A 25,788-nucleotide genomic window follows, 5' to 3' on the forward strand; every position below is an offset into this window, starting at 1 on the left:
TATTGCGCTATGTTTTATGCTGTTAAAGTAGTGACGTTATCCTATTATAATGGCTAACAGGGACAGCATGAGCACCGACGGCAACCCCCTTGGCACCTTCCTTCGCGACCGCCGCTCGCGCCTCGATCCGGCCGTGTTCGGATTCTCGGGCCGCCGGCGCACGCCGGGCTTGCGACGCGAGGAGGTGGCGCAGCGCGCCAATATCAGCCCCACATGGTACACCTGGCTGGAGCAGGGGCGCGGCGGGGCGCCCTCCGCCGACGTGCTGAACCGGATCGCAAACGGCCTGATGCTGACCGAGCCGGAGCGCGAGCATCTCTTCATTCTCGGCCTCGGCCGGCCGCCGGAGGTGCGCTACCGCGCCGTCGAGGGCATCAGCCCGCGGCTGCAGCGGCTTATCGATACGCTGGAGGTCAGCCCGGCTTTGGTGCGCACGGCTGCCTGGGATATCGTTGCCTGGAACCGGGCGGCGACCATCGTCATGACCGATTACGGGAAGCTTGCGCCCGGAGACAGGAACATCCTGCGGCTGCTCTTTTCCAACTCCGGCGTGCGCAATGTTCAGTATGACTGGCAGGCGATGGCCCGCTTCGTCGTCGGCGCCTTCCGGGCGGATGCGGCGCGGGCGGGCGCGACCTCGGAGATAGCAGAGCTGGTGGAAGAGCTTTGTCGCACCAGCGTGGAATTCAAGCGAATCTGGGAGGAGAACGAGGTGATCGCGCATGGCGAGGGAACCAAGCGGCTGAAACATCCCATCCTCGGCGATATCGCGCTCGAATATTCCGGCTTTGCCATCGACGGCCGGCCGGATCTCAACATGGTCGTCTACAATCCCGTCGATCCCGATGTGGCCGAGCGTATTCGCCTGCTGGTGAGGGAGAGCGAAAGCCGGCCGGTTGCCGATCTGCTGTCAGGAACCCTTCCGTAACGTGAAGACCGTCAGTTCCGAGGGCCGCCCCAACCTGAGCGCAAAGCCCGGCCAGAGCGCGGTGCCATTGTTGACGTAGAGATGCATTGCGCCGACCCGGTAGAGGCCGGAGACGAAGCCGCCGTTGGCACGGGCGACCAGCCGGTCGAGGCCGAGGATCATGCCGCCATGGGTGTGGCCTGACAGCTGCAGGGCAATGCCGGATTTGGCCGTCTCGGCTGCCATTCTTGGCTGATGGTCGAGAAGAATGATCGGGGCTTCGGCCGGAGCGTCTTTCAGGGCCGCGGCAAGATCGGGATTGGGCATCGGTCTGCCGAATGCTGCCAGATCCGTCACACCGGCAATGACGATGCGATCAGCACCGCGCTCGATGACGGCGTGGTCGTTCATCAGCATGCGCATGCCAAGACTGGCGTCGTGCGCTATCCAATCGTCGTAGCCGAAATAATATTCGTGGTTGCCGGGAATGGCGAAGATGCCGTCGCGCGCCTCGAGCTTCGCCAGGGGTGCGATGTCCGCACGGCGCTTTTCCAGGCGGCCGTCGATGAAATCGCCCGTCACGACGATCAGGTCGGTTTTCAGATCATTGGCCTTCTTCACGACTGCTTCGGCCCAGGACGCCGGAAAGAGGCGGCTGAGATGCAGGTCGGTCAGTTGCAGCAGGCGATATCCGTCGAAAGATTCGGGAAGGTCGCGGATTGCTATCTCGATATTCTTCACGGGTGGAATGCGCACGGCTCCGGCGACACCAAAAGCGGCCAGGGTGAAGGCCGCGAGCCCGATGACATAGCGGACCTCAGGGGGCACGGCCAGAAACTGTCCCTCGACGAGAGCTGGGACAAGTAAGACGGCATCGAGCGCGATCTGGAAGACGGCCAGCAGGAGCGTCGCACCGAAGAGGAAATTCAGCACGATAATCAGCGGGCGCGGATATTCGGGCGCGAAGACGGAACCTGACGAGATGCGGTTCAGCAGCACCTGCTGGGAGGCGACCAGGAGCACGCCGGCAAGCAGCGCCTTGGCAGGCCATATCCACGGCAAAGGCAGGATGAAGCGAAGGAGGACAACCAGCCATGGAAGCCCGAGAATGAAATGGAACATTAAATAGGCCTGTGATTATCGATGCTTATCGGAGGGAATGAAGAGATTGAATCTGGTGTCTCCGGCGTCCTGCGCAAGGGGCTAGTCGTTCTTCATGTCCGCCAAGCTGACGCTGCCCCGTGCGCGAGCGCTCAGCCTGCCTTCTGCGCCTCAGTGAACAACCAGCCGATCACGGTTTCCCGCGCAGGAGATTTCCGGTAGCGGGGCCAGACGAGGTAGATGTCCGAAGGGCCGCGCAGTCTGGCTTCGAAGACACGCACCAGCCGGCCCTTGGCCAGATCGTCGGTGACGAAGCCGCCATTGGCGAGAACGATGCCCTGTCCGGCAATCGCCGCCTCGATGGCGTGCGAGGTCTGCGAAAAGCTGATGCCCTTGAAGGAGGGGCTGCGGCTGTTTGTGAGGTGGCGCTCGACGAATTCCGGCCAGAGATTGTGGGCATCGTGCAGCAGCGGATAGGCCGTAAGCTCCTCGGCCGTGCGCGGTGCATCCCGGCCGGCAAGCAGCAGCGGACTGCAGACGGCAATGACCTCCTGCTCGAACAGGAGCTCGGCGTTCAGGCCCGGCCCGAAGGGCGGGCGGCCATAGCGGACGGCGAGATCGACGCCATCGACGACGAAATTCGAGATGCGCTCGGTCGCCAGAATATGCAGATCGAGATCGGGGTGCAGAGCCGTGAAGTCAGGCAGGCGCGGGATCAGCCATTTGGAGGCGAAGGTCGGCGTCGTGCTGATGGTGAGCTTGATCGCCTGCGGCTTCAGCTCGTCCGTTGCGCGGGCGATGAGCTCGAAGGCGCGCCTGATATCGGCGATGTAGCGCCGGCCCTCGGCCGTCAGCGCCAGCGTGCGGGGAAGCCGCTCGAAGAGGGTCAAGCCAAGCTGCGCTTCGAGCCCGCGAACCTGCTGGGCGACGGCGCCCTGCGTCACACCGAGCTCTTCGGCGGCAAGCCTGAAGTTCAGGTGGCGCGCCGCGACTTCGAAGGCTCTGAGGCCATTGAGGGAGGGAAGCTTTCCCGGGATATCGCTCATCGAGTAGTTTTTCTACTGCCATAAAAGAGGAGAACTGGTTCGCGCTCACGTGACGGAGATGGTATCGTGCGTGCACACATCGATCAATCGACGATATCACTTCAGGAGGGCACCGAAATGTCAGTAGAAAAAGTGGCTGTTATCACCGCAGGCGGCAGCGGCATGGGCGCCGAAAGTGCGAGACGCCTTGCGGCCGATGGATACAAGGTTGCAATCCTGTCTTCCTCCGGCAAGGGCGAGGCGCTGGCCAAGGAGCTCGGCGGTGTCGGGGTCACCGGTTCCAACCAGTCAAACGAAGACCTGAAGCGGCTGGTCGATGCGGCGATGCAGGCCTGGGGCCGTATCGACGTTCTCGTCAACAGCGCCGGACATGGACCGCGCGCACCGCTGAATGAGATCACCGACGAGCAGTGGCATACGGGCATGGACGTCTACCTGATGAACGTCATCCGCCCGGTGCGGCTGGTGACGCCGATCATGCAGGCGCAGAAGAAGGGTGCGATCGTCAATATCTCCACGGCCTGGGTCTTCGAGCCGTCGACGATGTTCCCGACCTCGGCGGTCTTCCGCGCCGGCCTTGCCGCCTATACCAAGCTCTTTGCGGATACCTATGCGGCCGAGAACATCCGCATGAACAATGTGCTGCCCGGCTGGATCGACAGCCTGCCTGCGACCGAGGAGCGGCGCGAGACCGTGCCGATGCAGCGCTATGGCACGAGTGCGGAAGTTGCCGCGACCATCGCGTTTCTGGTGTCCGACGGGGCGGGGTATATTACCGGGCAGAGCCTGAAGGTGGATGGCGGGTTAATGCGGTCTGTTTGAGCGGCAGGGATGGGTTGCTGAGGCGGGCAGCGGCCCACGTTCTTCTCGGATAAGCTCTACACAAGGTGTTTTCTCGATAAGAGAGAACACCTTGTGATTGTGCGCCGAGGGGGATTGGATTTGGCAAACCAGCAGACCTGATCGATTTTCATTGCGGTCTTAAGGCGTCGGACCTCAAGAACTGGAAACACGCGCCTGCGTCGGCGGTCGTTCAGCCGACGGCGGAAATGAGCTGATCTCGAGGCTCGCGCTGCGGTTTGTGCGAATGCCACTGCGGATGGCAAGCGGACGTAGAAGCAAAGATTGGAAGGGCGTGAAGGACGATGAGCATGAACACAAACGATGTCGCCACCCATTGGGAAAGCAATGCGGAGACTTGGACGATCTATAGTCGTGCTGGTTACGACAAATATCGCGACGCACTTAACACGCCCGCCTTTCTGGACATGTTACCCCCGATCGCAGGTCTGACGGGACTTGATCTCGGTTGTGGTGAAGGCACCAATACCCGCGCAGTAGCCCAACTTGGTGCCCGCATGACCGGGGTGGACATCGCACCTACCTTCATTCGCTATGCCCGCCAAACGGAGGCACAGGACCCACTCGGTATCGACTACGTGGTTGGCGACGGCCAGAGCCTTGACTTTCCGGAAGGGAATTTTGATTTCGTCACCGCCTTTATGTCGCTGATGGACATGGCTGACCAGCAAAAAGTTCTGGGGAGCCTTCACCGCATTCTGAAGCCCGGTGGGTTCTTGCAGTTTTCGATTCTGCATCCATGTTTCGTTCCGCCGACCCGCCGCAATATCCGCGATGAGAGCGGCGCTGCAGTTGCCGTTCAGGTTGCCGACTATTTCGATGAGACCGACGGGCGCATCGAGCGCTGGCTGTTTTCCGAGATTCCAGCTGAAGAGCGTGCAGCGCTGACACCCTTTTCGGTGCCGCGTTTCCATCGCACGCTGACAAGCTGGGTATCCATGATCGTCGGTGCCGGCTTCATAATCGAGGCGTTTGGCGAACCAATGGCATCGCCGGAAGTCGCCCTTGCCGAACCTGTAGTAGCCGATACCCGCGTTGCGCCAATCTTCCTACACATCCGAGCACGCAAACCGTGAAAGCTCGTTGATGGCTCGGATATTCGATCTCCGCCATTTCTTGGTTATGCCGAAACCTGTGAGCCGGATGCTCCCCACTTCCGGCTCATCTGGATAGATGTCGGCGTTATGCGGCGCTTTATGGTTCGACCGCTGACAGCAATCAGATGCTCGATCCACCAATATCTCTGCCGGCTGCAGCAACGCGCTGAGATATTGAACAGCGACGGCACCTATTCGCCTGAGATGTTCAAATAGGTGCCGACAGTTCTTTTGGGTCAACAGGGCGAATATTAGCGCCGCCGTTCTGTCATGTGGCCTCCTTGATCACCGTCTCCCATTGCCACGACGGTACGCCGCTCAAAGCCGGCCGCTGCCAATGGCTTCCGTCTGTGGCGGCTGATCGTTGAGGGCAGGGGCAGCTTGAACTATTCGGCTCTGCGCTTATTGTCAGGCGGTGGACATTGCGCCCATGCCCGCGACGATCGAGAAGGCCCGAAGCCATGCAGAAGTTCACTGTGTCCATCACGCGAGAGATCGAGGCCGATACCGCCGAGGAGGCCGCGCTTCTCGTCTATCAGGAGCTTGCCAAGGACGCGGCACCGCTTCGCTATCTGGTCGCGGACGAGACGAAGAGGACGAGAACTGTGACACTGGATCGGGCTAAGGCGGACGAATTCGCCGCTGTTGATCATACTGCCGATCCTGGCAACTGGTAGGCAGCGGCTGACCGGTCGGCCCCCATTCGAAGTATCAGGGCCGCCGGCAGGTCAGGATGAAACGGCGGTAGACCAGCGTTCTAAGCTTATTTCTGAGGTTGGCATTCTTCCTCTGCGCCCGGGCGATCGGGGCGTGGGAGTGTAGTTCGATGCCTGTAAAGCCTGCCGGTCTCAGGAGCGGCAGTAGCATGTCGGGGCGCAGGCCGGAGCCGAAGGGCAGGGCTGACATGATGCGGGCATGGCGGGTGCTGAGCGCGCCATCATAGTTGCTGTCGGCGCCGATGAAACGGTCGATCCATGTTATCAGCAGGCTGGCGATGCGGCCGGTCGGTTTCGGGCTTGCCCAGTCGCCATCGAAGAAGAGCAGAAGGCCGCCGGGTTTGAGGATGCGGAACCACTCGGCAAAACTTTCTTCCGGCCGCGTCAGCGTCCAGACGAGGTGGCGGCAGATGATCGCGTCGTAATGCGCATCCGGCTCCAGGGTGTTTTCGGCGTCCGCCAAGATGAAGCGCAGGCGCTCCTTGCCGGCGTGTTTGGCGCGGGCAACCTTCAGCATCGCTTCGGAGAAATCGAGCGCGGTAACGTCATGGCCGAGATCGTGGATCAGGCGCGTCACTTCGCCGGTGCCGCAGGCAAGTTCCAGCACGCGTTTGGGCTCAGGGCCGAGGGTATCGCGGATCGGTTTCTGCCAGGCATCTGCCTCCGGGCCGGGGGCGATCTTGTGGCCGAAGGCGAGATCGAAGGTTTCCGAGCGTTTCGACCAGTAGTCGCGGATCTCTTCCTTCAGATCGAAATTTACGCCATCCATCTCTCAGCCCATCCGATACTGGATATGTGTGCGGCCATGCACGGCCGATCTTTCGATATGGGCGCGCACGCCGAAGACGCGGGCGATCAAGGCTTCGGTCAGCACCTCCTCGGGCGTGCCTGCGGCCACGACCTCGCCCTTCTGCAGCACGGCCAGGTGATCGCAGAACATCGCCGCCAGATTGAGATCGTGGAGCGCGATGATGGAGGTGAGGCCGAGTCTGGCGACCAGCGCCAGGATATCGAGTTGATGCTGGATATCGAGATGGTTGGTCGGTTCGTCGAGCAGGAGTTCGCTCGGCGTTTGCGCCAGGGCTCTGGCGATATGCACGCGCTGGCGTTCGCCGCCTGACAGCGTCTGCCAGAGCTGGCCGGCGCGCGCGGTCATGTCGACGCGGGCGAGTGCTTCCGCAACGGCGGCATCGTCATCGGGTCCCCAGGAGGCGATGAGGCCGCGATGCGGGGTGCGGCCGAGGCGGACGATATCGCGCACGGTGAGCTGCGTGTCGGTCGTCGACTGCTGCTCGACCAAGGCGATGCGGCGGGCAAGGGCAGCGCGCGAGAGGCCGGAGACATCGTCGTCGCCGAGGCGGATGACGCCGCTTTTGACCTGCCGCAGCCGGCAGATCAGGCGTAGCAGGCTCGATTTGCCGGAACCGTTCGGCCCGAGCAGGCCGAGCACCTTGCCCTTTTCGACTGATATGCTGATGCCGTTGACGATGACGGTATTGCCGGCGGCATAGGTGACCTTGTCGACTGATATGCTCATGCGCTTCTCCGCACGCGATAGAGGATGATGGCAAAGGCCGGTGCGCCGAAGAGCGCGGTGACGACGCCGATCGGCAAGATCTGTTGGGGAATGATGATGCGCGAGACGATGTCGGCGCCGACCATGAAGATCGCTCCGCCAAGCGCAGTCGCCGGCAGCAGGCGGCCATGCGCGGGGCCGACGAGGAAGCGGGCGGCATGGGGAATGACGAGACCGACGAAGCCGATGGAACCGACCATGCTGACCACGCCTGCCGTCATCGCCGCCGTCACGCCGAGCAGGGTGAACTGCACGCGGCGCACGGCGATGCCGAGGGAGGCTGCGGCATCCGTGCCGAAGGCAAAGGCATCGAGGGCGCGCACATGGGCAAGACAGACGATCAAGCCTGTCAGCGCGACCGGCACGGAGAGATAGACATCCGGCCAGCGCACACCACTGAGCGACCCCACGAGCCAGAAGAGTACGCCGCGCGCCTGTTCGGCATTGGCCGAGGTTGTGACGATATAGGACGTCAGCGCATTGAAGAGCTGCGAGCCCGCCACGCCGCAGAGAATGATGCGCTCGCTGGTGCCACCCGCGCCCGCCGCCAGAATGCCGACCAGAAGAAAGGCGACGACGGCGCCGATGAAGGCGCCGCCGGAAATGCCGAGCACGCCATAGCCGAGGCCTAGGATCATGACGCAGACGGCGCCGGTGGAGGCGCCGGCGGAAATGCCGAGCACATAGGGTTCGGCGAGCGGATTGCGCAGCAGGGCCTGCAGCACCGTGCCGCAAAGCGCCAGCGACGCGCCGGCACCGGCCGCCACCAGCGCGCGGCTGAGGCGGTAATCCCAGACGATGCCCTGGTGGATGCGGCTGAGTTCGAATGCCGTGCCGAACAGGCGGTTGGAGACCGCCTTTGCCGTGGTGGCGAGCGGGATCGATATCTCGCCGATCGAGACGGCGAGACTGATCATGATACCGAGCAGGATGAAGGCGGCGATGGTGAGCGTGGCAAGCACCCACCATCGTCTCTGTGGCAAGGCAGCCTGGCTCACTGCGCCAGACCGGAGGCGGCGATGCCCTTTGCCAGGATTTCGATGCCGTTGATCGTGCGGATCGTCGGGTTCATCGACTGCGCGTCCATCATGATGAAGCGCTTGTTTTTGACGGCATCGAGCTCCCTTGTGACCGGATCGTTTTCCAGGAAATCCACCTTCACCTTGGGATCGTCGGCGGCATAGCGGCGGCGGTCCATAGTGGCGATGACGATGACGGCGGGATTGGCCTGCGCAATCGTTTCCCAGCCGACGAGGGGCCATTCCTCTTCAGTCGTCACGACGTTCTTTGCGCCGAGCGTCTTCAGGATATAGGCCGGCGCGCTGTTCTTGCCGGCGATGAAGGCATCGCCTTTCACCTCCTTGCTGGAGAACCAGAAGACGACGGGCAGGTTCTTGGCTGCAGCGCCTGAAACGGAGGCAACGGCCGCGGCCTCGCGCTTCTTCAGGTCGGCGATCAGTTTATCGCCCCGGTCCTTCACGTTGAAGATTTCGGAGAGTTCGGCGATTTCCTGATAGATCAGGTCCATCGTGAACAGCTCCTTGCGCACGCCGTCTCCGCCATCGGTGTTGATCTTGGCGACGCAATCGGCCGGCGCGATATAGGTGTTGATGCCGAGGTCTTTGAATTGCTCGCGCTTGCCGACGGAGCCTTGGATGCCGACATGCCATTCGAATTCGGCAGCCACCAGATCGGGCTCGGCACCGACGACGGATTCGAAGCTCGGATCGTTATCGGCCAGCCGTCTGATCTTGCTGTTGGCCTCGGCATATTGCGGCAGGACCGGGCCGACCCAGACGGCCGTGCCGGCGATCTTGTCGGCAAGGCCGAGCGAGAAGAGCACTTCGGTCATGCCCTGGCCGATCGAAACGATCTTGGCCGGGGCCTTGTCGAAAGTGACATTCTGGCCGCAATTGCTGAGGGTCAGGGGATATTGGGTGGCGGCGAAGGCGGGTGCTGCAAGGCCGGCCAGGCAAAGGCTGGCGAGCCCGAGCGCAAGGGAAAAGCCTGGAATAATCTGGCGCATTGGAAACTCTCGATCGGAAGGAAAAGGGCTAGCAGACGCCGGCACGCGCAGATGCGTGAGCCAAGCGTGGAGGAGGGCTAGCGGCGGGTGGTCCAATCGGGACGGATCGCGTACGGCAAGCGGCAGGAAATAAGGTCAATCATATCTGCTCCTTGTCCAGGCATCCCCGCCTGGCTGATTGGATTGCGATTGACGGCAGGTCTCCTGGCTCGCGGATGTCAGCCGGTCATCTGCCTTCCCGCGCTCGCGCGCAGTGGCATGGCCCTGAGGCCGGCGGAGATGATCGCAAGCGATCACTCCCGATATGACCAGCTCGCCGGTGATTTCCTGGAATGAACGACGAGGCATTCATTCCGGATATAACCGGCAATCCGCTTACAGTTGCGGGGGCAGCCACGGTCTTGGTCCCTATTGGGTCGTCCGCACCGTGTTCCCTATTAATCCCCTTGGAGTCTTCCTCGGGGAACCGTCACCCCGATCTATGACGCCGCCATGGGCTACGTCAAGCGTGGGGAATGCGAAGTATGGTCGGCCAACAGGCTCAGTGACTGGTGCCCGAGCCGCCGGCGGCGACCAGCGTGAAAGGCTGGCCCTCGACGGGGATCGTGCGCGTTTCCTTCAGTGTTTCGCTACTGACAAGGCGGATCAGGCTGTGGCGAGGATCGGTGATGGCGATATCATCGCCGGCCACGGCCAGCCGAGGACGCGGATCGCGCCAATGGCCGTCCTTGCTGTAGGGCTCTGTGACGGTTTCCGATCTGACGATCTCGCCCTTTACCGTATCGAGCAGATGCAGCCTGCCATCTTCTGTGAGGATATAGGCATTCTGGAACTTTGCCGGATCGAGTACAAAATCGACGCGCCGCGTCGGAAGGTCGATGATGCGGTAAGGCGCGTCCGTATTGTCAGGATCGATCAGCACCAGCTTGTCCTCCCCGTAATTGCCGAGGAAGAACTGCATGGAGCGGCCGCCGAGCAGCGTCGAGACCTTGCCCCGCGGCAGCGACACGCCATAGGCGAGCATCTCGACCGTGGGGCCTTCCGCGCCGCCCGGACGCGCAACGAGCACGCCTTCCTCACAACCGAAGGCGACGAGACGAGCAGAGGTCGCCTCGCCATGCAGGCCGGAGCAGGGCGCGACATCGCCGATCTGCCGACCATCACGATCGAGCACCCGCAGGCCAAGGCGCGGCGGCAGTTCGCCCTCCTTGACCGGCGCCTGCATGTTCGGCACCGAAACCAGCAGGTGATTACCCATCGGCACCGCGACGCCGTGATGGGCGGCGATGGTATCGACAGCCTTCGGCTCCGGCTTTTCCTGCAGCAAGCTGCTTTCTTTCAAGAGATCAAAGCGGTCGGTGCGATCGTAGAAGATCGCCACGTCATCGCCATGCGTCACCACATGACCGGGCTTCTCGCCCTTTATCGTCGTGCCGATCAGCTTTGGCGGCGCCACCTCGAGATCGCGATGCTCCCCATGATCGGAAAGGGCAATGCCGGTATCGATGGCATGAACGACATTCTCTTCGCCCTGGACGGCAAAGACCGTGCGCCCGGTGTCGCTCAGCGACAAGGCGGCATAACCTTCGAGATCGAAGCGACCGATCTGTCTACCGCTTGCAAGGTCGATGGCGTGGACGACCGGCAGGCTGTGATCAGCCACGAAAAGCCGCCAGCTTTCCTGCTGTTCCTCCTCGGCGCGGGAAGCCGATGGCAAGGCGGCGGATGTGAGCGCGGTGGCGACTGCGAAGATAGCGAAAAGGCGCCGGGACATGAAACCTCCTTTAATGTAATAACATTACATTCCCGTTGTTATAAAGTTACGTTTGCCCTGTCCAGCCCTGGCTGTCGGATTTTTGAGAAACCAGAGCGCCGTGCGTCCATTCGGACGCACGGCGCTCTAACTCTTTGAATCTACGCATCGGGCTGGCCTCGTTTGATGTTTGGCCGGCTTTTTCATCGGATGGCGGTGCGCAAGCGCTGATCCCACCGCCATATGCGCATTGATAATCGATTGCTGAGCCCGGCTCACAAGCCTATCCCGCCTGCCTCGTCTAATTCGGATAGTCCGTGGACGCTATATCCCTTCGGTGCAGCTTCTGCTGCCCGTCAGCTTTCAACAGCATTGCGAGGGATAAGCCATTGAGAACATCAGGATTTGCCGCAACCGATGCGAACACGCCGTTGCAACCTTTCTCCTTCGATCGCCGGGAATTGCGTCCCGAGGACGTGGCGATCGATATTCTCTATTGCGGTGTCTGCCATACGGACCTGCACATGTCGCGCAACGACTGGGGATTTTCGGTCTATCCCGTGGTACCCGGCCACGAGATCGTCGGGCGTGTTTCTGCCATTGGCAGCAGCGTGTCGCGCTTCAAGGTCGGCGACAATGTTGCCGTCGGCACGATCGTCGACAGCTGCATGGAGTGCCCCAACTGCCGCCGCAACGAAGAGCAGATGTGCTACAAGGGCGTCACCGTCACCTATAACGGCCAGGACCGGGTGACCGGCGAGACGACCTATGGCGGTTATTCCGATCATATCGTCGTGCGCGAGGAATTCGTGCTCAGCGTTCCCGATGGGCTGGATCTGTCGCGCGTCGGGCCGCTGCTCTGCGCCGGCATCACCACCTATTCGCCGCTGCGCACCTGGAATGTCGGCCCCGGCAGCCGGGTGGGCGTGATCGGGCTTGGCGGGCTCGGGCATCTGGCCGTGAAATTCGCCTCTGCGCTCGGCGCTGAAGTGACGGTGCTGACGCGCTCGGAAGGCAAGGTCGATACGGCCCATGCGCTCGGCGCCGACAAGGTGCTGCTGTCGACCGATGCCGAGCAGATGGCGGCTGCCGCCTTCGCCTTCGATCTTATCATCGATACAGTGCCTTACGAGCACGATCTCACCCCATATCTCAACACGCTTGATACCGACGGGACACTGGTCATCGCCGGCTCGCTGGTCGATACGCCCAAATTCAGCAACCTGCCGCTGATCATGGGGCGCCGGCGCATTGCCGGCACGCCGAGCGGCGGTATCAAGGAGACGCAGGAGATGCTGGATTTCTGCGGCCGCAAGAACATCCTGCCGGAATGCGAGATGATCGCCATGGGGGACATCGCCAAAGCCTTCGAGCGGCTGGAGCGCGGTGACGTGCGCTACCGTTTCGTCATCGACATGGCGACGATGCCTGTGGCTCAGGCAGCTTGATATCCTGACCGCTTCGGGATGGCGCGCAGCGCCTCGATGAACACCGAAAGGGCCGGCGGCATCTGTCGCCGGCTCGGATAATAGAGGGAGTAGCCGCTGAAGGGCTTGCAGTAATCCTCCAGCACGCGGATCAGCCGGCCGCTGGCGACATGCTGCTCGGTGAAATCCTCGAAGGCATAGACGAGGCCGGAACCTGAAAGCGCAGCCTCGATCATCATGTCGGAATCATTGACCATGAAGCTGCCCGACACCTTCACCTCGATGTCGCGGCCATCCTCCTCGAATTCCCAGGCGTAGGCGCCGCCGAACGAAGCCATGTAATAGGTGACGCAATCATGATCGGCGAGATCGTGGGGCGTCTTCGGCTGCGGGTAGCGGGCGAAATAATCGGGAGAGCCGACGACGGCGGCGCGGATATCCGGGCCGATGCGCAGGCCGATCATATCCTTGTCGATGCGCTCGCCGAAGCGGATGCCGGCATCGAAACGCGAGGCGACGATATCCTCGAAACGGTCGCCGACGATCAACTCGACCTTGATTTCGGGATAGGTGCGGTGGAATTCCGGCAGGATGGGCATGACGAGCGCGGTGGCGGCATGTTTGCCTGCGGTGATGCGTACTGTGCCGGAGGGTTTTTCCCGGAGATTGCCGAGTTCCTGCAGGCCGCGGTTGATCTCGGCAAAGGCGGGCTGGAGGGTGAGAAGCAGGCGCTCGCCGGCCTCCGTGGTGGCCACGCTGCGGGTGGTGCGGGCAAGAAGCCGCATGCCGAGCCGCTCCTCCAACTGGCGCATCATGTGGCTGAGACCGGAGGAGGAAATGCCGAGGCGGGCGGCGGCCTTGGTGAAGCTGCGCTCCTCGGCGACGATGACGAAGGCGGCGAGATCATCGAAATCATGGCGTTTCATTTCTGACCTGCCTTCAGGAGTGGTGGGCAACTATGAGGTGTCGCTCACTTATTTAGGGCAGGGACGGCTGATCTCGCAAGGTGGTCGTGGTCCGTGACATCAGGGACTATTGCGGTAGCGCGTCCGCCATCTCTTCACGCTCCTGCAGGATGCGGTCGATCAGGCCCCATTCCAGGGCTTCCTGCGCCGTCATGAAACGATCGCGATCCATGGCCTGCTCGAACTCGTCATAGGATCGGCCGCAATGTTCGGCGTAGAGCCGCGTCATGAGCTGCTTCGTCTTCCTGATTTCCTCGGCATGGATCAGCATATCGGACGCCTGGCCCTGGAAGCCGCCGAGGGGCTGGTGGATGAGGATGCTGGCATTCGGAAGGGCATATCGCTCTCCCGGCTGGCCGGCCATCAGCAGGAAGGAGCCCATGGAACGGGCCGTTCCCATGCAGAGCGTGTGCACCGGCGCGCGGATGAAACGCATCGTGTCGTACATGGCAAAACCGCTGGTCACGACGCCGCCCGGCGAATTGATGTAGAGGTTGATCGGTTTCTTGGGATTTTCGGCCTCCAGGAACAGAAGCTGGGCGCAGACGAGGGCGGACACGCCGTCGTTGATCTCGCCGTTCAGAAAGATGATCCGCTCGCGCAGGAGGCGGGAATAGATGTCGAAGGATCGCTCCCCTCGGGAGGATTGTTCGACGACCATGGGGACGAGTTGCATCGCTTCGCGCATCGGCGAACTCCAATCTTTCAGAATTGATAAGCGGGAAGGCCTGCCGCGTCAGGCGGCGAGCATCATAGTCTGGCTGTTGCTGTTGGCGACCGATCTCGAAAGCCGCTCGAAAGTGTCACCAGTCAACTCGTGGACGATCCGCAGGCTGGTCCCGCCCGATGCATTCGGTGCGATCGCGAAGGTGACGATGCTTTCCAGGAAGGGCGGGCTGTCGTCGCGCAATCTGTAGCGAACCTCCTTTCCCGGTGTTTCGGAGAGCGATTGCGGATCGGCAAGCGCTTCCTTCGGCAGCCATCTCTCGCGAAAATCGGCGATGCTGATCGCACGCCAGACCTTTTCCGGCGGCGCATCCAGCTCGTATCTCTGTTCGAAGCCGGTTTGTTGCTTGGTCTGTATCTCGGTCTTCACCTCGTTCATTGGTCCATATCCTTCAGCAAGAGCTTGAGAGCATCGATGCGGGCTGGCCAGTAGGCGCGATATTTCGCCAGCCATTGGGCGATGAGGGTGAGCCCCTCGGGATCGACCTCGTAATTCACGAAACGGCCCTCCTTCTGTTCGCGCACCAGCCGTGCCGAACGCAGCACGGCGAGATGCTGGGACATGGCCGGCTGGCTGATATCCATGCCCTGGCGAAGCGCGCTGGCATTCATGCTGCCGTTCGCCAGCTTCTCGAAGATCGTGCGGCGGGTCGGGTCGGCGAGCGCGCGAAAAATATCGTGTTCCATCATGACAACACATAAGCATACACTTATGCGATTCGCAAGAGTGTCCAATGAGCGGGGTCACTCCGCCCGGTGCAGCTTCTGCCGGGCTACATCAAGAATCTCATCCGCCATCTCTTCATCGGTCACAATACGCGCCAAAGTCAGTGAGCCCACCAGCGTGGCGAAGGCGGCCATTCCCTTGCGGCGGCTGGCCTTGGTACCGGCGGGGCCAGAGCTGAAGACGGAGAACATGTCTTCGATCACTTTGGTGGCAGCTTCACGCGTCTCTGGGCCGGAGCGGGCGAGCTCGCTGCCGAGGGAGGAGATGGGGCAGGAGGGCACGGCTTTGCCGCCGGCCCGGGTGCCGTCGATATAGGCGTTGACGACATCGTCGAAGCTGGCCTCGTCGCGCACTTTGCGCATGCTTCCGGCGACCTGATCTCCCGCCTTTTCCAGCGCTTCGGCGACCAGATGATCCTTGCTTTCGAAGTGGCGGTAGAAGCCGCCCGGTGTCAGGCCGGCAGCGGCCATGATGTCGGCGACGCTTGCTTCAGCAATGCCCGAACGCCTGATCTCGTCGGCTGCGGTGGCGACGATGGTCTGGCGCGTCCTTGCCGCTTCCTCGTTTGATTTTCGCATTTCCGGTCTCCCGCACCTTGACAATTTAGATTGTAACCAACATCTAATTAGATGTCACTCGTAATCTAAATTTCAAGGGCGGGCGATTTGTAACGGGCGAGCCTTGTGGTTCGCTCCGGTGGAATCCTGCGCCCTTTTCACAACTGGAGAAGACCATGTCCAAGACCTATCTCGTGACCGGAGCCACAGGTAAAACCGGCAAGCATACGACCCGCATCCTCCTGGAAAAGGGCCACAAGGTACGCGCGCTCGTGCATAAGGAAGATGCGCGTTCTCAAGCACTCGCTGCGGCAGGGGCGGAGGTCGTGGTCGGTGACCTCACCGATCATGATGCCGTCATCAGCGCGGTCGCGGGCGTGAATGCCGCCTATCTCTGCTATCCGATCCGCCCGGATCTCATCGATGTGACGGCCTATTTTGCCGATGCCGCACGGCGGGCAAAGCTGGAGCTCATAGTCAACATGTCGCAGATTTCGGCGCGCGAGGTGGCGAAAAGCCATGCTGCCCGCAACCATTGGGTCGCCGAGCGCGTGCTGGACTGGTCGGGTGTGCCGACCGCCCATATCCGCCCGACCTTCTTCTCCGAATGGCTGACATTCCCCTGGGTGAGCGACGTCATTGCCAGTGAGGGCGTGATCGAGCTGCCCTATGGCGAGGGGAGGCATGCGCCTGTTACTGGCGAGGACCAGGCGCGGCTGATTGCGGCCATGCTGGAAAACCCGGCCGAACACGCTGGCAAGATCTATCCGCTGTTCGGTCCGGTGGAGCTCAGCGAGGCGGAGATCGCCGCAAGGATGAGCGAAGTGCTCGGCCGCAAGATCGGCTACCGGCCGGCGACTGCCGAAGCCTATACGGCGCGCCTGAAGAGTTTCGGCCTTGACGATTTCATCATCCAGCACTTCCTGTGCATCGCCGAGGACTGCCGCAACGGCGTCTTTGCGGGCACCAACGACGTCATCGAGCAGTTCACGGGAACGCCGCCAATGACGGTGGAGGCTTTCGTCGAGCAAAACCGCGCCGCCTTCGATCGCGCTTAACTCGGGCGACCGGCTGGCCTCAAGGCCCAGATGGAACTGGCGCATCTGACCGACGTGGATGCGTGTAGCGGGATTTCGACGGATGGGGCGACCTTGCTTCCGTCCCATCCGTCACCATTCAATCCGGCTGCCTGAGCCGCTATGATCCGTCGTCTGGTCATGAATGTCGCATTGAGCTTTGCGCGAGATGCCGCTATCACGGATTCAATACCGAGGTAGGGGCCTCGCGGCGCAGGGGAACGATGCAACATCGTCTGGACAGGATCGAGCAATGGCTGGTGCGCATTCTGTGCACCATCGCGCTCGTCTTCGTCGGTCTTGTGCATCAGGTTCCAGCAGCTGCCGAAGATGCTCTGAGCCCTGCGGCGCTTGCCCAATATGTGCTGCCCGACGGCACGCTTCCAACGCTCTGCGTCACCGTTGTCGACGACCACGGCAAGGAGCATGGCAAGATTGCGCATCTCAATCCGTGCGAAGCCTGCCGCATCGGCGCTTCCGTGGTGCTGCCGCAGCCGGCCGATATCACCGGTGCGCGCATCGGCTTTACGTTCAAGGTGGAGCTGCCGCGCCGCGTGGAGGCTTTCCATCGCCAGCTTTTCCCGCCGAATACCGGGCCGCGCGCCCCGCCTGCAAACCCGATCCTTGCCTGAACCCGCATTGCGGCCAAGGCCGTGATGCGTCTTGCAATCATGGCCGGGCCGCATTGACGCCGCCGGCCGAGGATTCGGATCCACTTTCATGTCTATCACCACTGCCACTGAGGCGGCAGAGAACGCCGTACCAGGCGTTTCGCTCTATCGCGCCATCTGGCGCTGGCACTTTTTTGCCGGCCTGCTGGTCATTCCCTTCCTGCTCAATCTCGCCATTACCGGCTCGCTTTATCTCTTCAAGGACGAGATCAACGATACGGTCTTTGCCTATCGTTATATCGTCGAGCCCGCCGGCGAGGCGCTGTCGCCGCAGAAGATTGCCGATATAGCGGCGGCTGCTGTTCCGGGCTCGGTTGCGAGCTCCTACAGGGACCCGGCCGGGCTCGACCGGTCAGCGATCGTAACCGTGTCTTCGGATGCCGGCCAGACGCTGGTTTTCGTCAATCCCTATGACGGCAAGGTGCTTGATACGGTGGGCTCCACCGAGGAGTTCAACTATGTCGTCAAGCGCATCCACAGCCTTGCGTTGTTCGGCGGCTTGCCCAACAAGCTGATCGAGATCACGGGCGGCTTTGCCATGGTGCTGGTCGTGACCGGCATCTATCTCTGGTGGCCGCGGCGGCAGACGGGTGGGGTGGTAACCGTGCGCGGCACGCCTTCGCGGCGGGTCTTCTGGCGCGATCTCCATGCGGTGACCGGTGCCTTCGCCGGTATCCTGATCTTCTTCATGGCGATGACGGGCATGCCCTGGTCCGGCTATTGGGGCGCCAATGCCAACGCCTGGCTGACGAGCCACGATCTCGGCTATCCGGTGCAGCTGTGGGATGCCGTGCCGAAATCGCAGAAGGTGACGGAGGATATTCTTCCCAAGGCCGGCTGGATCGTCGAGAAGGCGCCAGTGCCGCTGTCGGAGATTGCGGCGGCGCAGTCGAAGAAGCCGATCGGGCTTGACAAGGCGGTGGAGATTGCGCGGGGTCTTGGCATGGCGCCGGGTTTCGATCTTGCCATTCCCGGCGGCGAGACGGGCGTTTATACGGCGGCGGTCTATCCTGACGATCTCACCAACGAGCGCACGCTTCATATCGACCAATATTCCGGCAAACCGCTCATCGATCTCTCCTTCGGGCAGTATCCCTTTTTCGGCCGGGCGATCGAATGGGGCATCAACGTGCATCAGGGCCAGGAATTCGGGCTCTTCAACCAGTTGCTGATGCTGGCGACCTGCCTCGTCATCATCCTCTCCTGCGTAACCGGCATCGTCATGTGGTGGAAGCGGCGGCCGGCCGGAAGGCTCGGAGTGCCGCCCATGCCGCCGCGACGCTCGGTCTATCTCGGGCTCTGGACCATTGTGCTCGCCTTCGCCATCGCCTTTCCGATGAGCGGATTGGTGATCCTAGTGATGATCGCCTTCGACCAGATGGTGATCCGCTTCGTGCCGCCGCTGAAGCGCGCCTTTGCCTGAGGAGGGGATGATGATGAAGACGATTGTTTCTCTCTTCGTGGGCCTGATGATTGCGACGGCTGCGGTGGCGCAGGAGCCGACGATCAGGATCGACCATGCGGCCTCACATTCCATGGTGCCGGGCGCCAAGGTCGGCGACGGCTACCTGACGATCACCAATACAGGCAGCCAGCCGGACCGACTTGTTGCCGCAAGCTCGGATCGGGCGAAGACCGTGCAGTTGCACCAGATGACCATGGCAAATGGCATCATGACCATGCGCGAGCTGAAGGGCGGGCTTGCCATTCCGGCCGGGCAGACGGTGACGCTGGAGCCCAATTATCATCTGATGTTCCAGAACGTCGAAAAGCCCTTCAAGCAGGGCGAGACGATCCGGGCGGTGCTGAGCTTCGAGAAGGCTGGTGAGATCACGGTCGATTTCGCCGTCGGCAAGATCGCTGGACCGCTGGACGATGTCGGCGGGGCCAGTCACATGGATCATGGCGGCATGGACCATGGCAGCATGGACCATGGGGCGATGGATATGCCTGGCATGGAAGGCATGGACATGTCGGGGCCGCCGCCTGAAGAGGCCATTCCAGCGACGCTGAAGACGATGTTCGAGCGGCCGGACAAGCCGCTGACCATTCTGCCCGTGGTCGTCAGGAATGACTGGGCGATTGCCGGCTGGCAGCAGGATGGGCGGGGCGGACGAGCGCTGTTGAAGAAGGGCCATCATGGCTGGAGCGTCTTTCTCTGCAGCGGTGATGGGATCAGGCAAGCGGCGGCGCTGGAGAAGGCCGGGCTTTCGGCTGACGATGCCAAGGCGCTGGCGGCGGATCTCGCGGAGGCTGAAGCGAGGCTCGACCCCAAAGTGCTGGCGCTGTTTGCGAGCTTCGAAGGCACCGTCATGATGGCGGGCGAGGCTGGTGATGCCGGTCAGGGCGGCCATGAGGGGCATGGCCAATGAGCGCGCGCACCCTTGCCATTTCAGGCTTTGCCGCAAGTGCGGTCTTCGTCGGCGCGCTCGTCGCGTTGATGGTGTCGCTCTATCTTTCGGAGCCGCGCACCGGGCCTTTCAACACGCATTTTTCTCTCGTCGACGACAGGGGCAATGCGGTCGACCAGTCGATCTTCCGGGGGCATCCGGCGCTCGTCTATTTCGGCTATACCCATTGCCCGGAGGCCTGCCCGACGACGCTCTACGAGGTGGCCGACTGGCTGGTGACGCTCGGCGATCAGGGCAGGGCGCTGAAGGCCTATTTCTTCTCGATCGATCCGGAGCGCGACACGCGAGAAGTGATGCATGACTACGTCACCGCCTTCTCCAGCCGCATCACGGGCATTACCGGTGAGCCGGCGGAGATGAGGAAGGTCTCCGACGGCTGGTTCATCCATGCGTCGAAGCTGCCGAGCGAAGACGGCAATTATCACATGAGCCACACGGTTTCGCTGCTGATGATCGGCGCCGATGGGCGGCTGAAGGGGTTGATTCCGTATGGCACGGATCGGGATGAGGCGCTGGCGAAGATCCGTGATGTGTTGCTCGGCGGAGGGCTGTGAGATGACGTTCCTCCGCACAAAGCGCAAACCCCAGCAGCAAATTGCAGCATCGCCCGGAATAAATCCGCTCTCCGACTGTCTAACCAGGCAAGGGCCAAACGCCATCGCCTGTCCCAATGAAACCGAAAGGCATGATCTGATGTCTCAACTGACCCGCATTCTCTCCGTCGCCGCCATCGCAAGCATCGCGCTTGCCGGCCAGGCCTTTGCGCATGCGCATCTGAAAAGCTCCGCTCCAGCCGACAAGGCCGCCGTCGCGTCCCTCAGCGAACTCGATCTCACCTTCACCGAGGAACTGAACCTCAAGTTCAGCGGCGTCACCGTCACCGGGCCGGACAAGATAGAGATCAAACTCGGCGACACCATGCTCGAGGATGGCGGCAAGGTGCTGATGGTGCCGGTGTCTGATAAGCTCGCTCCCGGCAGCTATACGGTCGACTGGCATGTGCTTTCGACCGATGGGCACAAGACAGAGGGCAACTTCACCTTCACCGTAAAGCCCTGATGACACCTGATACCGCCAACATCGGCTGCCGTTTCGTCTTCGACGGGGCTGTCCTGTTTCTCTGGGGCAGCGCCGCCTATCTGTGGCTGCTCGTGCCCGAGGGCTTGAGCGGCTGCATCTGGGTGAAGCTCCGGGCCGTGCGTGTTGCCGTGGTGGCACTGGCTGTCCTCGTGACGCTGGTGCTGCTGCCGGTGCGCTGCGCCATGCTCGGCAATGGCTGGGCGGATGGGCTGGATGGGGATGTGATGACTTCAGTGCTGACGGGAACCTCCGTCGGCACTGCCTGGGCCTGGCAGGCGGTGTTTGCCGCACTTCTCCTGGCGGTGACATTGCTGCCGTTACGGCAGCAGGTTGCCGCTACGGCTGTCGTCTCCGCGCTTCTTCTCTGCGGCCTGTCGCTGACCGGCCATGCGTCCATGAATGACGGGTGGCTGCGGGTGCTGCACCGGGCGAACGACATGGTGCATGTGCTGTCGGGCGGCGCCTGGGTCGGGGCGCTGATCCCCGTGGCGCTCGTGCTTTCCCGGCTTGGTGATAGCGCGGCAGGGGCGGATGCCCTGACAGCGTTGATCCGCTTCTCGACGGCGGGGCATGTCGCGGTGGCCCTGGTCATTTTATCCGGGGTTGCCAATAGTCTGCTGATCATCGGCGGCTTGCCGCTTGACTGGAGCCTGCCGTATCAGCGGCTGCTTTCCCTGAAGATCGCGCTTGCCTTGCTGATGATGCTGATTGCCGTCTTCAACCGTTATGGGCTGGTGCCGCGCATGGGGCGGTCGCACTTCGCCGGGAAAGCGCTGGCGGCGGGGACCGTGGGGGAGATCGTCATTGCCATTGGCGTTGTGGCGCTCGTCGCCTGGTTCGGGACGCTGGAGCCGTTTCCGGGGTAGGGCGCTGCTTAACGCCACCTTCCGGAGCTAAGCCGGAAAATGCTCATCCATCCATAAACGGGCAAGGACGAAGTCGAGGTCATCTGGAGCCCATTCGCGGCGATCAGGCTGCCGCGAAGCTTTCCATTCTCAAACGCGCTTGGTTGGCTCTCGTATTGCTGCCTGCTCGATGGTCAGCTGATCGCGGAGTTTGGAGAGCTCTTCATGCTTGACTTCCTTGATGTTCGGGGAGGCCATTTCCGCATCCAGTTTCTTCAGACTTGCTTCTATCTCGGCAGATCTGACTTCGTTTTCACTCTTTTTCCGGAATTCGATCATATCGCGTCTCCTTGGGTGGCCGATATCAGGCAGATTTGAGCTCTTCTTGGTGCACGAGGTTCGCATGGCGACCGCAACTATTCCGGTTCGAATTCCATCGATGCCAGACGTTCGATCCTTAAAAAATTTAAATAAGATCCAAAAGATTTTAAACAAGTGGGCCGCACCGATCCGCAGTCATTCAAGGCCCGGTGGAGATCACACTCTCGGATTCTACCAAAACACGAATCTCACTAGCACTCTCAACGTAAGACTGCTAAAACGGTTCATCGGGATTGGCCATTCGGCTGCGATCCCGCCGAGGAACCCCACAATGACAGAGATTAATTTTCGGCCGTTACACGACCGCGTCGTCGTGCGCCGGATCGAGGCTGAAGCCAAGACCAAGGGCGGCATCATCATTCCTGACACGGTCAAGGAAAAGCCGCAGGAAGGCGAAATCGTCGCTGTCGGTTCCGGCGCTCGTGACGAAGCCGGCAAAATCGTTCCGCTCGACGTCAAGGCCGGCGATCGCATCCTGTTCGGCAAGTGGTCCGGCACCGAGATCAAGATCAACGGTGAGGATCTGCTGATCATGAAGGAAGCGGATGTGATGGGCATTATCGCCTGATCGTCGACCGCATCCCTATTCTGTTTTATAATGATCATTGGGCGATCAGCCCGGGAGGTTTCCATGTCTGCCAAACAAATCATATTCGGCCGTGATGCGCGCGAAAAGCTGCTGCGCGGTGTCGATATTCTCGCCGATGCGGTGAAGGTCACGCTTGGTCCGAAGGGCCGCAACGTCGTGATCGACAAGTCCTTCGGCGCTCCGCGCATCACCAAGGATGGCGTCGCCGTCGCCAAAGAGATCGAACTGGATGACAAGTTCGAAAACATGGGCGCCCAGATGGTCCGCGAAGTTGCGTCGAAGACCAACGACATCGCCGGCGACGGCACCACGACCGCCACGGTTCTCGCACAGGCCATCGTTCGCGAAGGCGGCAAGGCTGTTGCAGCCGGCATGAACCCGATGGACCTGAAGCGCGGCATCGATCTTGCCGTTGCTGCTGTCGTCAAGGACCTGCTTTCCAAGGCCAAGACGATCAGCACGTCGGAAGAAATCGCCCAGGTCGGCACGATCTCGGCCAATGGCGAGACGGATGTTGGCCAGTACATCGCCGATGCCATGCAGAAGGTCGGCAACGAAGGTGTCATCACCGTCGAAGAAGCCAAGACCGCTGAAACCGAGCTCGAAGTCGTCGAAGGCATGCAGTTCGACCGCGGCTACCTGAGCCCGTACTTCGTCACCAACCCGGAAAAGATGGTTGCTGACCTCGAAGACGCCTTCATCCTGCTGCACGAAAAGAAGCTCTCGAACCTGCAGTCCATGCTCCCGGTTCTCGAAGCTGTCGTTCAGACCGGCAAGCCGCTCCTCATCATCGCTGAAGACGTCGAAGGCGAAGCTCTTGCGACCCTCGTCGTCAACAAGCTGCGCGGCGGCCTGAAGATTGCCGCCGTCAAGGCTCCGGGCTTCGGCGATCGCCGCAAGGCCATGCTGGAAGACATCGCTATCCTCACGGGCGGCACTGTCATCTCCGAAGACCTCGGCATCAAGCTCGAGTCTGTCACCCTCGACATGCTCGGCCGTTCCAAGAAGGTTTCGATCTCCAAGGAAAACACCACGATCGTCGACGGCGCTGGCGCCAAGTCCGACATCGAAGGCCGTGTTGCCCAGATCAAGGCCCAGATCGAAGAAACCACCTCTGACTACGACCGCGAAAAGCTGCAGGAACGTCTTGCCAAGCTCGCTGGCGGCGTTGCCGTTATCCGCGTCGGTGGCTCGACGGAAGTCGAAGTGAAGGAAAAGAAGGACCGCATCGACGACGCTCTCAACGCGACGCGTGCTGCTGTCGAAGAGGGTATCGTTCCTGGCGGCGGCACGGCCCTGCTGCGCTGCTCTATCGTTCTTGACGTCAAGGGTGAGAACGACGACCAGAATGCCGGCGTCAACATCATCCGCAAGGCGCTCCAGTCGCTGGTTCGCCAGATCGCCGAAAATGCCGGTGATGAAGGCTCGATCGTTGTCGGCAACATTCTCAAGAGCAATACAGACAACTACGGCTACAACGCCCAGACGTCTGAATATGGCGATATGATCGCCATGGGCATCGTCGACCCGGTCAAGGTCGTTCGTACGGCGCTGCAGAATGCGGCTTCGGTTGCCGGGCTTCTCGTGACCACGGAAGCCATGATCGCCGATATACCCAAGAAAGATTCCGCAGCAGGCGGCATGCCTGACATGGGCGGCATGATGTGAAGAAGTCGTTCCAGAAGCGCGTTCGCTGACACAAGACGTTGGCTGACACAAGGCAAGGGGGGCTCCGATTGATCGGGGCCTCCGACGTCCGGTTGGGCCGGTCGTCGTGCGCGGCCGTAGCGCTCCGGCAGATCGCGCCATGGCGCACTGGACCACAGCACCCGAAAGATGCCGTTCGTGGGGGAACTCGTGATCGCCGCCTGTGTTGTCGCGCTCGTTGCCTGGGTTGGGGCGCTGAAGCCGTTTCCGGGGTAGGGCACATTGCTGAAACCCCAGACGACATGGGTGCAACGCGGCGCTTGCTGACCTTCTCGCTTTCCGCACGGAATCCAGTTAAACGGGTGGGAACAACACGTTGCGAGGTTGTAAGCGATGGCTGGAAAAGCAGAATATACCGTGTTCCAGGGACGCGCAGGCGATCACAACGACCTGGCCATGCCGGGTGCGAAGGCGATCGGCGAGGAATTGGAACGCCGAACCGGCATTTCTCCTGCAGTGATCGGCACCCCGGAGCCCGCCGTGAATGGCGGATGGCGCGAAGAGCTCGATGCGGCCCTGCCGTCGCTCAGAGAGTTGCAGTCCCGGTTTGACGAGGTGTTGGCCGCAGGCGCGGCGTCGATCGCCGCCACCAGCCGGTGCGCGGTTTCGCTGGCAACCCTTCCAGCCGTTGCGAAGCACCATCCCGCGGCCTGCATCGTGTGGTTCGATGCACATGGCGATCTAAATCCACCAGAGGCCAGCCCCACCGGATATCTCGGCGGGCTGGCGCTTGCGGGGCCACTTGGCCTTTGGAATTCCGGTCTCGGTGCGGGTTTAAGCTTTGATCAGGTTGTTCTCGTCGGTCAACGTGACCTCGATCCGTATGAACTGGATCTGATCGCGAAACACGACATTCCGCATATCAAACCAGGAGCCGATCTCGCGACCGACCTTGGGAGCGCGATCGCCGGCCGCTCCGTCTATGTGCATTTCGACTGCGATGTCTTGGAGCCCGGCATCGTGCCGACAGATTACGAATGCGAAGGCGGCCTGTCGCTGGATGATGTGCGAGCCTGCTGCAAGGTTATCGCAGAACATGGCTTCGTCGGGATAGAAATTGCCGAGTTCCAGAACTCCTGGAAAGCTGGCGGGCCGCCAGTATCGCCGAGCGCTCTGCTCGATGCCTTGGAGCCAGTTTTGACGAAGGGCTCTCACTAAGCGAATGGCAGCTTAGGCCCTGAATCCTATCGCCTCCCTGCTGCGTGGATCATCCTGAAAGCAGACGTGCGAGCTCGCCTTCGATGGTAAGAGCCTGATTTCGTTTCTTGTTTGAACGGCGTGCCGGCTCTTTTGGCAACATGATCGAAAGGCGACATACGGTCAGCCGCCGCGTCTTAAACGTAAGTTTGGATTACGGGCGCCTGAGGGCGGCTGTAGTTGTTAGGGGCCGACACCAAAGAGCGCTCGAAAACGGAAACGTCTGGAAACGTGAGGTTCGAGCGCCGGATCCATGCTGGTATGCGACATCCGCGTATTACCGAATGGACAGTGACAGGCTGGTGTCCACGCAACACAGGAGCGCGTCATGTCGCAGTTAGAAACA

The 25,788-nt window shown here is 61.5% G+C and carries 28 protein-coding genes and 1 riboswitch; of the genes, 15 read left to right on the forward strand and 13 right to left on the reverse strand.

Going from position 1 to position 25,788, the window contains the following annotated elements; translation table 11 throughout:
- Nucleotides 1-67 precede the first annotated feature (67 nt).
- A complete protein-coding gene (locus ACR9ZQ_RS11225) occupies nucleotides 68-928 on the forward strand; it encodes a helix-turn-helix transcriptional regulator (RefSeq protein ID WP_481427803.1) in 861 nt (286 codons plus the stop codon).
- Here the strand turns inward: ACR9ZQ_RS11225 and ACR9ZQ_RS11230 are convergent.
- Together ACR9ZQ_RS11230 and gcvA are read right to left on the reverse strand one after the other, a co-directional pair.
- Nucleotides 911-2,029: a metallophosphoesterase gene (locus ACR9ZQ_RS11230; protein WP_481427804.1), complete on the reverse strand. Its 1,119-nt coding sequence runs from the start codon at nucleotides 2,027-2,029 to the stop codon at nucleotides 911-913. The two genes, ACR9ZQ_RS11225 and ACR9ZQ_RS11230, sit on opposite strands and share 18 nt — an antisense overlap.
- Nucleotides 2,030-2,160: 131 nt before the next feature.
- Nucleotides 2,161-3,054: a transcriptional regulator GcvA gene (gene gcvA, locus ACR9ZQ_RS11235; RefSeq protein WP_481427805.1), complete on the reverse strand. Its 894-nt coding sequence runs from the start codon at nucleotides 3,052-3,054 to the stop codon at nucleotides 2,161-2,163.
- Between the two features lie 117 nt (nucleotides 3,055-3,171).
- Between gcvA and ACR9ZQ_RS11240 the strand changes: the two genes are divergently transcribed.
- From ACR9ZQ_RS11240 to ACR9ZQ_RS11250, 3 genes are all read left to right on the forward strand, one after another.
- Nucleotides 3,172-3,876, forward strand: coding sequence for an SDR family oxidoreductase (locus tag ACR9ZQ_RS11240; RefSeq protein ID WP_310387186.1), 705 nt, complete (start codon nucleotides 3,172-3,174; stop codon nucleotides 3,874-3,876).
- A gap of 329 nt (nucleotides 3,877-4,205) precedes the next feature.
- The gene (locus tag ACR9ZQ_RS11245) at nucleotides 4,206-4,991 is read left to right on the forward strand and encodes a class I SAM-dependent methyltransferase (RefSeq protein WP_310387185.1); all 786 of its coding nucleotides are present in this window, start codon (nucleotides 4,206-4,208) and stop codon (nucleotides 4,989-4,991) included.
- Nucleotides 4,992-5,473: 482 nt separating this feature from the next.
- On the forward strand, nucleotides 5,474-5,689 hold the full coding sequence (locus tag ACR9ZQ_RS11250) for a hypothetical protein (RefSeq protein ID WP_310387183.1): 216 nt from the start codon (nucleotides 5,474-5,476) through the stop codon (nucleotides 5,687-5,689).
- Nucleotides 5,690-5,723: 34 nt separating this feature from the next.
- Here the strand turns inward: ACR9ZQ_RS11250 and ACR9ZQ_RS11255 are convergent, their stop codons facing one another.
- The 5 genes from ACR9ZQ_RS11255 to ACR9ZQ_RS11275 form a co-directional block, all read right to left on the reverse strand.
- Nucleotides 5,724-6,497, reverse strand: a complete 774-nt coding sequence (locus ACR9ZQ_RS11255) for a class I SAM-dependent methyltransferase (protein WP_481427806.1) — start codon at nucleotides 6,495-6,497, stop codon at nucleotides 5,724-5,726.
- 3 nt (nucleotides 6,498-6,500) lie between these two features.
- A complete protein-coding gene (locus tag ACR9ZQ_RS11260; protein ID WP_310387180.1) occupies nucleotides 6,501-7,265 on the reverse strand; it encodes an ABC transporter ATP-binding protein in 765 nt (254 codons plus the stop codon).
- Nucleotides 7,262-8,287, reverse strand: coding sequence for a FecCD family ABC transporter permease (locus ACR9ZQ_RS11265; protein ID WP_481427807.1), 1,026 nt, complete (start codon nucleotides 8,285-8,287; stop codon nucleotides 7,262-7,264). The genes ACR9ZQ_RS11260 and ACR9ZQ_RS11265 overlap by 4 nt, the downstream gene beginning before the upstream one ends.
- An 11-nt stretch (nucleotides 8,288-8,298) precedes the next feature.
- Nucleotides 8,299-9,330, reverse strand: coding sequence for an ABC transporter substrate-binding protein (locus ACR9ZQ_RS11270; protein WP_481427808.1), 1,032 nt, complete (start codon nucleotides 9,328-9,330; stop codon nucleotides 8,299-8,301).
- 177 nt (nucleotides 9,331-9,507) lie between these two features.
- Nucleotides 9,508-9,816: riboswitch (cobalamin riboswitch) on the reverse strand.
- Between the two features lie 55 nt (nucleotides 9,817-9,871).
- On the reverse strand, nucleotides 9,872-11,104 hold the full coding sequence (locus ACR9ZQ_RS11275) for a hypothetical protein (RefSeq protein ID WP_310387174.1): 1,233 nt from the start codon (nucleotides 11,102-11,104) through the stop codon (nucleotides 9,872-9,874).
- A 368-nt stretch (nucleotides 11,105-11,472) separates the two neighbouring features.
- Between ACR9ZQ_RS11275 and ACR9ZQ_RS11280 the strand changes: the two genes are divergently transcribed.
- Complete coding sequence (locus ACR9ZQ_RS11280; RefSeq protein ID WP_310387172.1) at nucleotides 11,473-12,531, forward strand: NAD(P)-dependent alcohol dehydrogenase; 1,059 nt, start codon at nucleotides 11,473-11,475, stop codon at nucleotides 12,529-12,531.
- On the opposite strand, the gene ACR9ZQ_RS11285 is transcribed toward ACR9ZQ_RS11280, so the two are convergent.
- The 5 genes from ACR9ZQ_RS11285 to ACR9ZQ_RS11305 all read right to left on the reverse strand — a co-directional run bounded on the left by ACR9ZQ_RS11285 (nucleotide 12,519) and on the right by ACR9ZQ_RS11305 (nucleotide 15,506).
- Nucleotides 12,519-13,436 carry a LysR family transcriptional regulator gene (locus tag ACR9ZQ_RS11285; protein ID WP_310387170.1) on the reverse strand — a complete coding sequence of 306 codons (918 nt, stop codon included), beginning with the start codon at nucleotides 13,434-13,436 and terminating at the stop codon, nucleotides 12,519-12,521. The genes ACR9ZQ_RS11280 and ACR9ZQ_RS11285 overlap by 13 nt on opposite strands.
- Before the next feature lie 106 nt (nucleotides 13,437-13,542).
- Nucleotides 13,543-14,163 (reverse strand): ATP-dependent Clp protease proteolytic subunit, encoded by a 621-nt coding sequence (locus ACR9ZQ_RS11290; protein ID WP_310387169.1) that lies wholly within the window; start codon nucleotides 14,161-14,163, stop codon nucleotides 13,543-13,545.
- A 48-nt stretch (nucleotides 14,164-14,211) separates the two neighbouring features.
- On the reverse strand, nucleotides 14,212-14,580 hold the full coding sequence (locus ACR9ZQ_RS11295; RefSeq protein WP_310387167.1) for an SRPBCC family protein: 369 nt from the start codon (nucleotides 14,578-14,580) through the stop codon (nucleotides 14,212-14,214).
- A complete protein-coding gene (locus tag ACR9ZQ_RS11300; RefSeq protein ID WP_113321365.1) occupies nucleotides 14,577-14,891 on the reverse strand; it encodes an ArsR/SmtB family transcription factor in 315 nt (104 codons plus the stop codon). The genes ACR9ZQ_RS11295 and ACR9ZQ_RS11300 overlap by 4 nt, the downstream gene beginning before the upstream one ends.
- A gap of 54 nt (nucleotides 14,892-14,945) precedes the next feature.
- The gene (locus ACR9ZQ_RS11305; protein ID WP_310387165.1) at nucleotides 14,946-15,506 is read right to left on the reverse strand and encodes a TetR/AcrR family transcriptional regulator; all 561 of its coding nucleotides are present in this window, start codon (nucleotides 15,504-15,506) and stop codon (nucleotides 14,946-14,948) included.
- A gap of 155 nt (nucleotides 15,507-15,661) precedes the next feature.
- Here ACR9ZQ_RS11305 and ACR9ZQ_RS11310 point away from each other — a divergent pair, with 155 nt between their 5' ends.
- The 7 genes from ACR9ZQ_RS11310 to copD all read left to right on the forward strand — a co-directional run bounded on the left by ACR9ZQ_RS11310 (nucleotide 15,662) and on the right by copD (nucleotide 21,589).
- Nucleotides 15,662-16,543: an NmrA family NAD(P)-binding protein gene (locus ACR9ZQ_RS11310; protein ID WP_310387163.1), complete on the forward strand. Its 882-nt coding sequence runs from the start codon at nucleotides 15,662-15,664 to the stop codon at nucleotides 16,541-16,543.
- Between the two features lie 242 nt (nucleotides 16,544-16,785).
- Nucleotides 16,786-17,193 (forward strand): hypothetical protein, encoded by a 408-nt coding sequence (locus tag ACR9ZQ_RS11315; RefSeq protein WP_310387162.1) that lies wholly within the window; start codon nucleotides 16,786-16,788, stop codon nucleotides 17,191-17,193.
- Between the two features lie 88 nt (nucleotides 17,194-17,281).
- Entirely contained in the window at nucleotides 17,282-18,655 is a 1,374-nt protein-coding gene (locus tag ACR9ZQ_RS11320; protein ID WP_310387160.1) for a PepSY-associated TM helix domain-containing protein, read from the forward strand.
- A gap of 10 nt (nucleotides 18,656-18,665) precedes the next feature.
- Nucleotides 18,666-19,604, forward strand: a complete 939-nt coding sequence (locus tag ACR9ZQ_RS11325; protein ID WP_481427809.1) for a copper uptake system-associated protein — start codon at nucleotides 18,666-18,668, stop codon at nucleotides 19,602-19,604.
- The gene (locus tag ACR9ZQ_RS11330; protein ID WP_310387156.1) at nucleotides 19,601-20,197 is read left to right on the forward strand and encodes an SCO family protein; all 597 of its coding nucleotides are present in this window, start codon (nucleotides 19,601-19,603) and stop codon (nucleotides 20,195-20,197) included. The genes ACR9ZQ_RS11325 and ACR9ZQ_RS11330 overlap by 4 nt, the downstream gene beginning before the upstream one ends.
- Before the next feature lie 139 nt (nucleotides 20,198-20,336).
- Nucleotides 20,337-20,702 carry a copper homeostasis periplasmic binding protein CopC gene (gene copC / locus ACR9ZQ_RS11335; protein WP_310387154.1) on the forward strand — a complete coding sequence of 122 codons (366 nt, stop codon included), beginning with the start codon at nucleotides 20,337-20,339 and terminating at the stop codon, nucleotides 20,700-20,702.
- Nucleotides 20,702-21,589, forward strand: coding sequence for a copper homeostasis membrane protein CopD (copD, locus tag ACR9ZQ_RS11340; protein WP_481427810.1), 888 nt, complete (start codon nucleotides 20,702-20,704; stop codon nucleotides 21,587-21,589). Before copC ends, copD begins: the two co-directional genes overlap by 1 nt.
- A 129-nt stretch (nucleotides 21,590-21,718) precedes the next feature.
- On the opposite strand, the gene ACR9ZQ_RS11345 is transcribed toward copD, so the two are convergent.
- The gene (locus tag ACR9ZQ_RS11345; protein ID WP_037110174.1) at nucleotides 21,719-21,907 is read right to left on the reverse strand and encodes a hypothetical protein; all 189 of its coding nucleotides are present in this window, start codon (nucleotides 21,905-21,907) and stop codon (nucleotides 21,719-21,721) included.
- A gap of 313 nt (nucleotides 21,908-22,220) precedes the next feature.
- On the opposite strand from ACR9ZQ_RS11345, the gene ACR9ZQ_RS11350 reads away from it, so the two are divergent.
- The 3 genes from ACR9ZQ_RS11350 to ACR9ZQ_RS11360 all read left to right on the forward strand — a co-directional run bounded on the left by ACR9ZQ_RS11350 (nucleotide 22,221) and on the right by ACR9ZQ_RS11360 (nucleotide 25,403).
- Complete coding sequence (locus tag ACR9ZQ_RS11350; RefSeq protein WP_481427811.1) at nucleotides 22,221-22,517, forward strand: co-chaperone GroES; 297 nt, start codon at nucleotides 22,221-22,223, stop codon at nucleotides 22,515-22,517.
- Between the two features lie 63 nt (nucleotides 22,518-22,580).
- Entirely contained in the window at nucleotides 22,581-24,206 is a 1,626-nt protein-coding gene (gene groL, locus ACR9ZQ_RS11355; protein ID WP_481427812.1) for a chaperonin GroEL, read from the forward strand.
- A gap of 372 nt (nucleotides 24,207-24,578) precedes the next feature.
- A complete protein-coding gene (locus tag ACR9ZQ_RS11360) occupies nucleotides 24,579-25,403 on the forward strand; it encodes an arginase family protein (RefSeq protein ID WP_481427813.1) in 825 nt (274 codons plus the stop codon).
- The last annotated feature ends 385 nt before the right edge of the window (nucleotides 25,404-25,788 follow it).

This window comes from Rhizobium sp. KNZ14-9A (assembly GCF_056755015.1).